The 13,251-nt window shown below is 48.0% G+C and carries 10 protein-coding genes and 2 rRNA genes; 10 read left to right on the forward strand and 2 right to left on the reverse strand.

All coding sequences use genetic code 11. The features are described 5' to 3' along the window. The 10 genes from J3369_RS17130 to J3369_RS17175 all read left to right on the forward strand — a co-directional run bounded on the left by J3369_RS17130 (nt 1) and on the right by J3369_RS17175 (nt 12,600). Nucleotides 1-2,928 carry a methyl-accepting chemotaxis protein gene (locus tag J3369_RS17130; protein WP_349589152.1) on the forward strand — a complete coding sequence of 976 codons (2,928 nt, stop codon included), beginning with the start codon at nt 1-3 and terminating at the stop codon, nt 2,926-2,928. 15 nt (nt 2,929-2,943) lie between these two features. Next, nucleotides 2,944-3,780, forward strand: a complete 837-nt coding sequence (locus tag J3369_RS17135; protein WP_349589155.1) for a CheR family methyltransferase — start codon at nt 2,944-2,946, stop codon at nt 3,778-3,780. Beyond that, nucleotides 3,773-4,387 (forward strand): chemoreceptor glutamine deamidase CheD, encoded by a 615-nt coding sequence (cheD, locus tag J3369_RS17140; RefSeq protein ID WP_349589157.1) that lies wholly within the window; start codon nt 3,773-3,775, stop codon nt 4,385-4,387. The genes J3369_RS17135 and cheD overlap by 8 nt, the downstream gene beginning before the upstream one ends. 7 nt (nt 4,388-4,394) lie before the next feature. Continuing rightward, complete coding sequence (locus tag J3369_RS17145) at nt 4,395-5,441, forward strand: protein-glutamate methylesterase/protein-glutamine glutaminase (protein ID WP_303572608.1); 1,047 nt, start codon at nt 4,395-4,397, stop codon at nt 5,439-5,441. Nucleotides 5,442-5,714: 273 nt separating this feature from the next. Next, nucleotides 5,715-6,080 carry a response regulator gene (locus J3369_RS17150; RefSeq protein WP_119502492.1) on the forward strand — a complete coding sequence of 122 codons (366 nt, stop codon included), beginning with the start codon at nt 5,715-5,717 and terminating at the stop codon, nt 6,078-6,080. Next, nucleotides 6,077-6,661 (forward strand): chemotaxis protein CheC, encoded by a 585-nt coding sequence (locus tag J3369_RS17155; protein ID WP_119502493.1) that lies wholly within the window; start codon nt 6,077-6,079, stop codon nt 6,659-6,661. The genes J3369_RS17150 and J3369_RS17155 overlap by 4 nt, the downstream gene beginning before the upstream one ends. Then, a complete protein-coding gene (locus tag J3369_RS17160) occupies nt 6,661-7,932 on the forward strand; it encodes a sensor histidine kinase (protein ID WP_303572607.1) in 1,272 nt (423 codons plus the stop codon). The genes J3369_RS17155 and J3369_RS17160 overlap by 1 nt, the downstream gene beginning before the upstream one ends. 55 nt (nt 7,933-7,987) lie before the next feature. Next, nucleotides 7,988-9,904, forward strand: a complete 1,917-nt coding sequence (locus J3369_RS17165) for a tetratricopeptide repeat-containing diguanylate cyclase (protein ID WP_349589161.1) — start codon at nt 7,988-7,990, stop codon at nt 9,902-9,904. Further along, nucleotides 9,904-12,252: a DNA polymerase II gene (locus J3369_RS17170; RefSeq protein WP_349589163.1), complete on the forward strand. Its 2,349-nt coding sequence runs from the start codon at nt 9,904-9,906 to the stop codon at nt 12,250-12,252. Before J3369_RS17165 ends, J3369_RS17170 begins: the two co-directional genes overlap by 1 nt. A gap of 141 nt (nt 12,253-12,393) precedes the next feature. Next, nucleotides 12,394-12,600, forward strand: a complete 207-nt coding sequence (locus J3369_RS17175; protein WP_119502497.1) for a hypothetical protein — start codon at nt 12,394-12,396, stop codon at nt 12,598-12,600. Between the two features lie 274 nt (nt 12,601-12,874). Here J3369_RS17175 and rrf read toward each other — a convergent pair. Continuing rightward, nucleotides 12,875-12,990 (reverse strand): 5S ribosomal RNA (gene rrf / locus J3369_RS17180). Between the two features lie 153 nt (nt 12,991-13,143). Continuing rightward, a 23S ribosomal RNA gene (locus tag J3369_RS17185) occupies nt 13,144-13,251 on the reverse strand; the annotation flags it as partial.

Raw genomic sequence — 13,251 nt, forward strand, 5'->3', positions numbered from 1 at the left:
ATGGGTATGTTTGACTGGATCAACAGCGAAGCCTCGCGTGATCAGAAAATTCAGATGCTGCGTAAATCGCAGGCTGTCGATGCTTCAACCTGCTGCATCATGATGGCTGACGCAGACAGAAATATTGTCTACGCCAACAAAGCTGTCGTTAAGTTGTTAAAGGATAACGAAGCGGAATTGCAAAAAGTATTGCCACACTTTTCAGCAGACAATCTGATTGGCGAGAACATCGATCAGTTCCATAAAAATCCCGCTCATCAAAAAGGCATGCTGGCAGAGCTAAAGCGTCCGATGTCTTCGAATATCATTGTGGGTAAGGTTAACTTTAAACTCACCCTCACCCCGCTGAAGGACGAAGAAGGCCATTCAGTGGGCACCATGGTGGAATGGGTGGATCAAACAGAACTTCTGCTGAAAAGCGGCATGCTGGAGGCCCTTCACCGGGTTCAGGCTCTGGCCGAATACACAGCAGAGGGTGAACTCATCGACGTGAATGAGAATTTTCTGAAGCTTACTGGCTATAGCCGGGCAGAAGCTCTGGGAAAACATCAAAGCGCTTTCGTGAAACAGGAGCTGGTTCACAATCAGGTATATAAAGACTTCTGGGATAAATTACGGCGCGGCGAAATTGACTCCGGGGAATATCAACGCTTTGGCAAAGATGACAAAGAGTTCTGGGTGCAGGCGTCGTATAACCCGATTTTCGACACTGCCGGCAAAGTCACCAAGGTGGTCGAGTTTACCATCGATATAACAAAAGAAAAACTGAAAAATGCCGATTATTCAGGCCAGATTGAAGCAATCGGTAAAGCTCAGGCCGTTATTGAATTTGATACTTCCGGCAACATTCAGTGGGCCAATGACAATTTCTTAAGCGCCACCGGCTACAACCTGGATGAAATAAAGGGCCAGCACCACAGCATGTTTGTTGAACCGTCAGAAAAAATCAGTGCTGCTTACAGCAATTTCTGGAATGAATTACGAGGTGGCAGCTTTAAATCAGGGGAATATAAACGGGTTGCCAAAGGCGGCAACGAGATCTGGATTCAGGCATCTTACAACCCGATTATCGATATGAACGGCAAGGTTTTCAAAGTCGTTAAATACGCCACGTTGATCACTGAACAAAAACTTAAAAATGCTTACTTTGAAGGGCAAATTAACGCCATCGGTAAATCTCAGGCGGTTATTGAGTTCAATGTGGACGGTATTATCCATTGGGCTAATGATAACTTCCTGAATACAGTGGGTTACACCCTGGATGAAATAAAAGACAAGCATCACAGGATGTTTGTAGACAAAGAAACCCGGGGCTCCGAGGAATATTCTCAGTTCTGGGCCGACTTGAAGAAAGGTAAATTTTTCTCCGGTGAGTTTAAACGCATTAATAAAGCCGGTGAGGAAATATGGATTCAGGCCTCCTACAACCCTATTCTGGATATGGACGGTAATGTTTTCAAAGTAGTGAAATACGCGACCAATATCACAGAAGAGAAGTTACGCACCGCTTATTTCGAAGGTCAGATTGCGGCAATCGGCAAATCTCAGGCTGTGATTGAGTTCGATATGGACGGCATGGTTCTCCACGCCAATGAGAATTTCCTGAACACGCTTGGCTATACCCTCGATGAAATTAAAGGTAAACATCACAGTATGTTTGTGGATCAGGAAACCCGCAACAGCAATGATTACCGTTCATTCTGGGATCAATTGAATCACGGTGTCTACCAGTCCGGCGAGTACAAACGTTTCGGCAAAGGTAACAAAGAAATCTGGATTCAGGCCTCCTATAACCCCATTCTGAACCAGAATGGCAAGCCTTTCCGCGTGGTGAAATACGCAACCGATGTCACCGCCCGCACCACTGCAGTTTACGATATCAAACAAGTGATGACCCAACTGGCGAAGGGCGACCTGACTTGCGAGATTGAGCACGAGTTTGAAGGCGAGTTCAAAGTGCTGGGCGAGTCTATCAACCAGTTTATCCGTGATATGCGGGTCACCATTTCACGCATCAACCATGCTGTTGAAACGATCAGCAGTGCGTCCAGTGAGATCGCCAGCGGAAATGCAGACTTATCCAGCCGGACAGAGCAGCAGGCGTCCAGTCTGGAAGAAACGGCGTCCTCAATGGAAGAACTCACCGGTACTGTGCGTCTGAATGCAGAGAATGCCGAGCAGGCCAACAGTCTGGCATCACAGGCTTCATCTATCGCCGTAAACGGCGGCAATATGATTCAGCGTGTGGTTGAAACCATGGGCAGCATTAACGAGTCGGCCCAGAAAATTTCAGACATTATCGGCGTAATAGACGGCATCGCCTTCCAGACCAATATTCTGGCACTGAATGCCGCCGTAGAAGCCGCCCGTGCCGGTGAACAGGGACGCGGATTTGCGGTAGTCGCCTCTGAAGTAAGAACACTGGCACAGCGCTCTGCAGAAGCCGCGAAGGACATCAAAGAGCTGATTTCAGACTCTGTAGATAAGATTGGCAGCGGCAACACGCTGGTGAAACAGAGCGGCGACACCATGGGCGAAGTGGTTACCTCGATTAAGCGGGTTAACGACATTATGTCAGAAATTGCTGCGGCGTCTTCTGAACAGTCCAACGGCATAAACGAAATCAGTAAAGCCGTTACGCAAATGGATGAAATGACGCAGCAGAACGCGGCGCTGGTCGAAGAAGCCGCAGCAGCAGCGGAAAGCATGCGTCAGCAGGCTGCACAACTGTCAGAGCGTGTGGCCACATTTAAATTGAGTGATAAAGATCGCTCAGCAGACCCTATGGAAGAGTTACCCGCCATTAGTGCCAGACCGAAGGCTCAGTCCCGCAAGCCGGCAGCAGCAATCGGATCAAACGGGAAAAGCAGCAAACCTGCAGTAAAGGCAGCGGCTCCTGAAGATACGGAAGAATGGGAAAGTTTTTAAAGGAGACGGGCCGGTATGAGCCAGAGCGCCCAGCAAGAATTTGCGTTTAATAAAGAGGATTTTGAGAGAGTCAGACGAACCTTATATCAAAAGGCAGGGATCAATCTTACAGAGACAAAAGATTCACTGGTATACAGCAGACTCGCCCGCAGACTGCGGGCGTTGTCGCTGAACAGCTTCGATGACTACCTCACATACCTGAAACGTACGCCTGAAGAAGACGAGAACTTCATTAATGCCCTGACGACAAACCTGACTTCATTTTTCCGTGAGGCCCACCACTTTGATGCGCTGGCAAATTACTTGCGGACGCATCCGGGTCAGCGAACTATATGGTGCTCAGCCAGCAGTACCGGTGAAGAGCCTTACTCCATTGCAATGACAGTGGCAGAGGTATTCGACAGTTTTGATAATCCGGTATCGATCATTGCATCAGACATTGACAGCCAGGTACTGGCGAAAGCCAGTGCAGGCATATACAACAGCGAGGCGACAACTAAACTGACACCGCATCAGTGCAAGAAGTTTTTGCACAAAGGTAAAGGCAGCCAGAAAGGTAAAGTGCGGGTCGTGCCGGAACTACGAAAAAATGTCAGTTTCAGACGCATTAATCTGATGGATGTGACCTGGCCAATACGGGGACCCATTGACGTCATATTCTGCCGCAACGTAATGATTTATTTTGATAAACCCACCCAGTTGAATATTTTGAAACGCATGGTGGCACTGTTACCGGATGACGGTTTATATATCGCCGGACATTCTGAAAACTTCAATAAGGATTCACAGATCGTTACGCCAGTGGGGAAAACCATTTACAAACCGGTCCGTGAAGGCAGACGCTATGGCTGAAACCTTCATGGACGGCGAGGGACACGAAGCCAACACATATTATGATCCCCGCTTTGTCCGGCAGGCTGTAAAAATTCTGCCGGGGGAGTATTTTTCTACCGGCAATGACACACTGATGGTCACGGTTCTTGGTTCCTGTGTGTCCGCTTGTCTGATGGATTTGCACAATGGCGTGTGCGGCATGAATCACTTTTTGTTGCCCTCAGACAGAGGCTCTGAAGGGGAATTTTGTGAAGCCTCCCGATATGGCATGTATGCCATGGAGTTGTTGATTAACCAGATGATGAATTTAGGTGCCGATAAGCGGCATCTGCAAGCCAAAGTATTTGGCGGCGGTAATGTGGTTGCGGGTATATCCGTCACCAATGTCGGCCAGATGAACTCTGAGTTTGTAACTGCTTACTTACGAAGAGAGCGCATTCCAATCGTTGCCAGCGATTTAATGGAAGACTACGCCCGCAAAATATATTTCTTCCCTGACTCAGGACAGGTACTCGTGAAACGGATACGGAAATTCAATAATTCAACGATCATGGACCGGGAAAGTGCTTACCGCATTAAGTTGAAACAAGGGCCTGAACAGAGTGAATTTGAACAGTTTGATTAGGTGAGCCATGACGATAAAAGTACTTGTTGTAGACGACTCCGCGTTAATCAGAAATCTGCTTGGCGAAATCGTGAAAAGCGAAAGCGATATGCAGCTTGTTGGTGCCGCACCCGATGCCTATGTCGCTAAAAAGATGGTGCAGGAGCACAATCCGGACGTTATCACTCTGGATATTGAAATGCCCAAGGTCGACGGCCTGCGTTTCCTCGATGTACTGATGAAAGCCCGTCCCACACCAGTGGTAATGATATCTACTCTCACGGAAGCGGGTGCTGATGCCACCATCCGTTCACTGGAGCTTGGCGCTGTTGATTTTATTCCCAAACCCAAACTGGGTGTTGTGCAGGGAATAGAAGAATACCGCGAATTAATTTTATCAAAGATACGTATGGCAGCACACTCACGGGTGCGTCAGCAAAAGCCGGCTACAGTTAAAACAACGACTGCCCTCACCTATTCAAGTACTGAGAAAATCATCGCCATCGGCGCATCTACCGGCGGCACGGAAGCGATTAAAACCATAGTCAGTGCGTTACCGGCCAATGCTCCGGCAACGGTAATCACCCAACATATGCCGCCGGGTTACACCAGCACCTTTGCAAAGCGGCTGGATGCCTGCAGCCAGTTAAAAATTGTGGAAGCCCGTGGTGATGAGCGTTTACTTCCCGGCCACGGCTATCTGGCTCCGGGCGACAAACATATGGAGATCATCCGCAGCGGTGCCGATTACCGGATCAGATTAAATGACGGGCCCCGTGTCAGTGGCCACAAGCCCTCAGTGGATATGATGTTTACCTCGCTGGTTGAATCTGCCGGCAGTAATGTAGTGGCCAGTTTGCTGACAGGTATGGGTAAAGACGGCGCTGACGGGTTGCTGGCACTGAAAGAGAAAGGCGCATTCACCATTTGTCAGAATGAAGATACCTGTGTGGTATACGGTATGCCTAAAGTTGCCGTCTCGCTGGGGGCGGCGGAAAAGATTTTGCCACTTGAAAATATCGCTCAGGCAATGGTTACTCAACTGGAGAAAATGAAAGCAGGCAGCCGTTTGTAAAGCTCTTAAGTATGACGGCTTATATCAGATTATGGCGTTGCATCCGGTAGCTCAGGTAAGAAGTTAGCTACACTGGATTCGGGTAGGTTTTAGTGACATTTGTGCAGCGAATTCCGCCTAAAGAATAACACGCAAATGTCACAAAAGACCTATACTCAAAATGACGTGATATTAGCAAATAGTCGAAATTGAAAGATTTTTTTTCAGGTGGACTTGCAGGAATGAAAATATCGCAAATACTCATGATAGGTTCGAAATTGTCTGGAGGTAAGAATGACAGTTCCGCTACTTGTGGCCGATGACTCGCGTCTGTCACGAAGAAGTGTACTAAAAGCGCTTCCGCCTGAAATCGAGTTTACTGTCACAGAAGCTGCGAATGGCAGGGAAGCAATAGATCTGCTCGAAAAGAACGGGTTCAGATTACTATTACTCGACCTGACTATGCCCGAGGTGGACGGTGTTGGTGTGCTTGAATATCTCGCGGACAAAGAAGAAAGACCGGATGTGATTGTGATCAGTGCTGATTTCCAGCCTGAAAAGCAACGCATTGTTATGGATCTGGGGGCGCACAAATTCATCAGAAAGCCTCTCGATAAAGAAGAATTAGCCATGACATTGTTTGAGCTGGGGTATCTATGAGCAGTGTTATTTCCCTCACAGAAGATCAACGTGACGCCCTTCAGGAGCTAATGAATATCTCTATGGGGCAAGCTGCTAATTCGCTGGCGCACCTGATAGAAACCAAAATAGGTATTTCCATACCTAAAATATCAGCCGTTACGCCAGCCGAATTATTTACACTTATTAATCGCAGTGAGAATGCGTTTTACACCAGACAATCTTTCCTTGGAGATATTCAGGGTGAAGTGATGGCGGTGGTATCAGAGCAGGGTTTAACCGAAGTGGCCAGCCTGCTCGAATACGAGGCACCGCTCAGCCAGAGTGATATTGAAGAAACCATACTGGAGCTGTCAAATATTCTGGCCGGCGCTTGTCTGGCCGGGTTATCGAACCAGCTTGAACTGGCAACCAATCTGAATATGCCGACGCTGTTCTCTCCGAATAAAGCATCATTCACCGAACTTAACTGGCAGCATAGCCTGGTAATGGAGGTGCAGTTCGATATTGAGCTCTCTTCATTTTCCATGCGGGTAGTCTTTTGTCTCGACCGTGCGTCACTGGTACGACTAACCGAAACTATTGATGAATTGCTGGGTTAATGTTCGAGCAACTTTTTGGAAAATTACCGGTAGGGATCTGCATTGTAAATGAAGATTACCAGGTCATTTTCCTAAACGACTTTTTTATCGACCGCATGGAAACCGGACTCCGTGCTGACTACATGGAAAAACCGGTAGCAGAGCTTTTTCCTGAGCAGGAAAAGTTTCTGCGCCGCAGAATCAAATCTGTCTTCGTTCTTCAACATCCCAGTTTCAGCTACTGGGAACAACGCCCGCATATTTTTCCGTTTAAAAGTAGCCGCCCCATAACCGGTGAAGAGACACAGATGTACCAGAATATGGAAATCGTGCCCTTATCTTCTCCGGAGCATGGCAAGCTGGCGTGTATTTTCCTTCAGGATGTTACCGCCCAGGCAAGTTACTTCATTGCCCAGCAGGAATTATCCAAAGCGCTGAAACGTGAGCATGAAGAACAGCTCAAACTCATCAAGAAACTCGACTCAGCGCAAAGCCAGCTTATCCAGGCAGAAAAAATGGCTTCCACCGGACAACTGGCCGCCGGCATTGCCCATGAAATCAATAATCCCATCGGCTTTGTCTCAGCCAATCTGGACACTTTAAAGCAATACGGTGAACACCTGATAACATTATGCGACACGCTGGCAGACAATATTGAAAATACCGATGAAAAAACCCGCACGCTAATCACGGGCCTTCTGGAAGAGCATCATTACGATTTACTTAAAGACGATATGACTCCGCTGATTGATGAGTCCAGAGACGGCCTTATCCGTGTGCGGGATATTGTCGAGAACCTTAAGCGGTTTGCGCTGGAAGATTCGGCCGGATGGCAACTGATGGATCTGGATGAAGCGGTAAAGCAGATGGCAGAGCTGGTATCAGTCCAATACAAAAAGCCCACGTTTAAAGTCACCTGTGAACCCGCCGGCCTGAAAATCTATTGTGAGCCGGGCAGCCTTAAACAGGCTTTGATGAATATGGTGATCAATGCGGCCCAGTCAATCAATCATAAAGGGTTTGTAAAAGTAGATGTGCATGGTGATGATACGACGGTCCGCATCAAGATCATCGACAGTGGCGAAGGCATTGAAGAAAAACACGTTAAGAAGATATTTGATCCGTTCTTCACAACCAAACCGGAAGGCCTGGGTCAGGGGCTAGGTTTATCAGTGGCTTATACAGCCATAGAACAACATGAAGGCAAAATTTCAGTCAGTAGTAAGGTGGGTAAAGGTACCGTATTTGAAGTCACTTTACCGGTACTGACGCCGGACGAAGAAGCACATTAATCTTCCCGTGCTGAACTGTTGCAGGTTATGTTTGGCCTCCCGCACGCATCAGGCTATGATACACCGTCTTTTTCTTATGCTGACAGGAACAGTGATGTATCCGGCTTACCGGTTTAAAAGATACCTGGCAGGGCTGCTTGCTTTCAGTATTCTCAGTTTTAACGTATTTGCGGACTTGTGGACAGGTGATGCCGCTGTGCATCTTACCGGTGTAAGAAACTCTCCGCAGGACGTACTCGACGCTTTACCGGCTAACAATGATGAACTGTCTTCAGAACAGAGAGCCCTGCATTTTTACCTCATCAGCCGTGCAAATGGCGCACTTGCTTTGCATGAAAAAGCGGAAGAAGCCGCTTTAGCAGGTCTGGCACTGGCACCGCCTCCCCCTTTAAATGACTATCTGACGCTGGCGCTGGCAGAAGCCAGAGACGGACTGGGTCTTGCTCAATCCATGATCTCTGCTGCGGCAGAATCGCTGGCCCGGGCCCGTGACGGGGATGACGAAGCCCTGTTGTTTTATGCAATCAGTGTGAACGGTTATATCAATGTAACTTTAAACCAGTACAGCGAAGCCCTTGCGTTATTTCAGGAAGGTTACCGCCGGCTTGAATCTCCGGGTGCTTTTTTCAGCCGGGCTGATTTTGCCAGCATGATTGCCGTTGTATACGAATACCGGCAGGAACCTGAAATGGCATTGCGTTTCTATCGCGAAGCTGAAACGTGGTACCGGCAAAATAATGTGCGCCTTGAACTGGCGAATACCCTGTTTGGATTAGGCAAAGCCACTATCCAAACCGGCGATGGTGATGAAGGCATGACCCTGCTTCTTGAATCTGCAGATATTGCCCTTAACATCCGCGATTTACAGGGTGCTGCATTCAGTTATGAAGCTATTGCATCTGAGCTGATTGACCGGGGGATGACCGCCGATGCATCGCCGTTTTTAGATGATGCCCTCAGTCTGTTTATGCAGGCTGGCAATCCGTTTATGCAAATTAAAGTCTTAATTGAAAAGGCACAAATTGCCGTTGATCAGGGTCAGCCGGAAGAGGCTTTACGCAGACTGGCCAGAGCTGAGGAAATGGCCACGGGTGAATCCTTTTTGTCACAACGGATTGCCATTGCAGATACAAAAGCCCGCGCTTTTGCCGCCAAAGGTGAGCACCAGTCTGCCTATCTGGTACTACTGCAAAACAGACAGAACCGCGCTTTGTTACAGAAAGAAATTAACTCCAGGCGGATTCTGGAATTACAGACCCGTTTCGATGTGGAAAAGCAGCGGGCGCAAAATGCTCTGCTGGAAGAGCAAAATTTACGTCAGCAAAACCAGTTAAAGAATGAACAGCGCCTTCAGCGCTATACAATTGCACTTATCGGATTACTTATTGTGGTGTGTGGCCTGCTGAGCTGGCTGTATTTTAATGGGAAACGTCATCAGAAACGCCTTGAACAACTGGCAAACTATGACGGTCTGACTGGTTTAATGACACGCCGGAAAACCATGGAAGATGCTGAGTTACAGTATCAGATGGCCCTAAGACACAAAACGCCTTTGACAGCAGCGGTTATTGACCTCGATCATTTCAAACAGATTAACGACGAGTACGGCCATCAAACCGGGGATGATGTGCTCAGGGCCTTTGGCAGAAAGGCGCAAAAGCATTTCAGGAAAACGGATATTCTGGGCCGTATTGGTGGAGAGGAATTTCTTTTCCTGTTTCCCCATACCGGGACGGACGACGCGCTGGACATGCTTGAGCGTTTTGCCGGCAGCGTCCGGAAAATTCCTGTTGAATTGAAAATCAAAACGATGCAGGTCACGTTATCCGTCGGCCTTGTCGATGCCACTTCGTTTTCCAATATGACCAGAGTAGTTGCTGTCGCAGACGAAGCGTTGTACGAAGCAAAGGAAACTGGCAGAGATAAAATTGTGACCGGTCAGCCCTTTGCTACGGACGGACAATCTCAATAGTGACAGGCAAAGGCTTCATTTTATCCCGCCGGACCATTCGCAGGGATAGCCGCGAATGCGTTGAGTTGTGGATTTCCACTGAGAGTGGTCCGGTACGGCTTATCTCCGGGCCACAAACCAGCGTTTGCTTCATCAGGACATCTCATCTGGAACAGGTTCAAAATCTGATCCGCGCGAAAGGCCTGGATATCACTCCGGAAGCGGTCAATTTCAAAACCCTGGAACAGGAAGAAGTCATACTACTGCGGTGTGCTGACGACTTCACAAGGCACAAATTACGTCGCGAGATGCAGAGCGCGGGGTTGTCATTGTACGAGGGAGATATTAAGTCTGAAGACCGCTTTCTGATGGAGCGTTTTGCTTACGGAGCTGTGAGTTATTACGGGACGCCGGTTAATAATGAGATTGTGAACGCCAAAGTTAAAGGGACACAGTTTCGTCCGCAACTGACCAGTGTTTCTGTTGATATTGAGTGTGATGAAAAGGAAAACCTGTATTCCATCGCTGTTGCTTCTGAGACCATGAACCGTGTATGGCTGAATACTGCAGGAACCACGCCGGTCACTGACGAATTTGCGACCTTTGATGTCATTAATCTGCCCGGTGAAAAAGAAGTCCTTACCGCTTTCTGCAAGGCTGTCGCGGAGCTGGATCCTGATGTCATACTGGGCTGGAACATCAAACAGTTTGACCTCGCTGTGCTTAACAGAATGGCACGGCGACAAGGCATTCCGCTGACATTGGGCCGCCAGGGAGAAACCCTTACCGTACGGGAGTGGGAAGACGGCTCACAGGTAATAGCAGAGATCCCCGGCCGTTGTATCATTGATGGCATAGATGCCCTGAAAACCATGACCTGGCAGTTTGAAAGCTTCGCACTGGACTTTGTTGCAAATGCCTTGCTGAATAAAAGAAAGCTGATTACCGGCGGGGATAAACTTGAAGAAATTAAAACCTTATACCGGGACAATCCTTCTCATTTGGTCGCCTACAATCATCAGGACTGTGTACTGGTAAACGACATCGCAGAACATACACGTTTCATTGATTTTCTCATATTACGCAGCACCCTTACCGGATTGGATATGACCCGTCCCGGCGGATCAGTTGCAGCGTTTATAAACGTATATCTGCCCAAGCTGCACAGACAAGGATATGTATGTGGAATCCGCCCGGAGAATGGCGGTCTTGCGAGCCCGGGGGGCTACGTGATGACGTCCAGACCCGGGCTGTATAACAATGTACTGGTACTGGATTTTAAGAGTCTGTATCCCTCTATCATAAGAACTTTTCTTATTGACCCCCTTGGTCTGGCTGAAGGGTTACTGCACCCTGAAAACGCCATAGAAGGTTACAGAGGAGCCATGTTCTCCCGCACCGAGCATTTCCTGCCCGATATCATTGCCGGATTGTGGCAACAACGTGATGAAGCCAAAAAGCAGCAGGATGCGCCCCGCTCTCAGGCGATAAAAATTCTGATGAATTCATTTTACGGTGTGCTCGGTAGTGGTGGTTGCCCTTTCTACGATCCCCGTCTTGCCAGCTCGATTACTATGCGGGGACACGACATCATGAAAACCACTGCCGGCTGGATAGAAGACGCCGGCTACGAAGTGATTTACGGCGATACGGACTCTACATTTGTATTCACAGGCGATGACTGCACACCCCGGCAAGCTGAATTAATTGGTACGCAGTTACAGGACATGATCAACCGCCGCTGGCGTGAGACGCTAAAACAGGACTTCAATTTACACTGTCATCTTGAAATTGAATTTGAAACCCACTTCCGCCGCTTTTTTATGCCCACAATCCGTGGTTCAGATGAAGGTAGCAAGAAGCGTTATGCCGGCGTGGCGGTAAAAGAGGGTAAGGAACAACTTATTTTCAAAGGGCTGGAAAATGTCAGATCGGACTGGACTGCACTGGCACGTCAATTTCAGGAAAAACTTTACGCACTTGTTTTCGCTGAACAGTCTCCGGAGGATTACATCAGAACATTACTCAATGATATCCGCGCCGGTAAACTGGATAACTTACTGGTGTACGCAAGACGCCTCAGAAAGCCTCTGAATGCTTATACTCGCACGCAACCGCCTCATGTTAAAGCTGCACGTCAGGCTGATGAGATGAATATGGCAGCAGGCAAACCTTTGCAATACCAGCACAGAACCACAGTGCGTTATGTTGTCACTATAGCGGGACCGCAGGCTGTCGGGTATGTCACTCAGCCACCTGACTATGAACACTATATTGAAAAACAAATCAGACCCATTGCTGAAAGCATCCTGCCGGCAACAGGGATTAACTATGATGATATAGACAACCAGCAACTGGGTTTATTTTAACCCGTTAGCCGCCCCTTCCGGTAATTCAACGCAGAGCCATTTCACTGGCACACTTTATCCGATATAACGTTTACATCCCTTGCAGGACAGCCTTCAGGCGCTGGCAGGGAGCTTCGACTTAGTCACCGGATAGGAGGAACAGTGTTTAACTGGAAAGCCATACTGAAGCCCGCGGACAGGGCCTCAATTCTTAAGCATACCGGCCTGCTCGCTTATGCATTTATTGCCAGTATCTTATTCAAATCTCTGGGATTCATTCCGTCACACCAGGTGCCGGTAACCATGCTTATCGCATTTGTGTCTCTGGAATGGATGTTTTTCCAGCGCACTAAGTTCACTTCTCAGTAAGTCCTCTTTGTTATGATCCTTCCGGATACTCACAATCAGTGTCCGGTTTGGCTGTCTATTCCTCTCTGCTCCGCACTTTTATCAACTTTTCAATGATCATCTCTCTTCTGAAATCCGTCAGTAAGCAGACAATTACACTTTAAATAACTGAGTAGCTGGCTCCGGCCAAAAGTGATTCAACCTTAATGTTTTAGCTTTTGAATGGCAGGGATTCTATGCAGAGAACAGAAACGAAAAAAGCCCGCTCAGATGAGCGGGCTTCTTCGAATTGGGAGCCTGACGGTGTGCTACTCTCACATGGGGAGACCCCACACTACCATCGCCGCTAACGCGTTTCACTTCTGAGTTCGGAATGGATTCAGGTGGTACCACGTCGCTATTGCCGTCAGGCATAAACTTTTGTCTTAATGATGTTTACACATCACTAAGATAACAATTCCGGAAAGCTTGATATCTTCATCAATCAGAGTAACGCTACTCTAACTTAAGTAATTAGTCAGTCATTAACTTACAACTTCTAAGTAAAAGCTACTTAGGCGTTGTATGGTTAAGCCTCACGGGCAATTAGTACAGGTTAGCTTAATGCCTTGCAACACTTCCACATCCTGCCTATCAACGTTGTAGTCTTCAACAACCCTTCAGAGAGGTTAA

It is taken from the genome of Alteromonas sp. NFXS44 (genome assembly GCF_040148705.1).
In the GTDB taxonomy this organism is placed as follows: Bacteria; Pseudomonadota; Gammaproteobacteria; order Enterobacterales; family Alteromonadaceae; genus Alteromonas.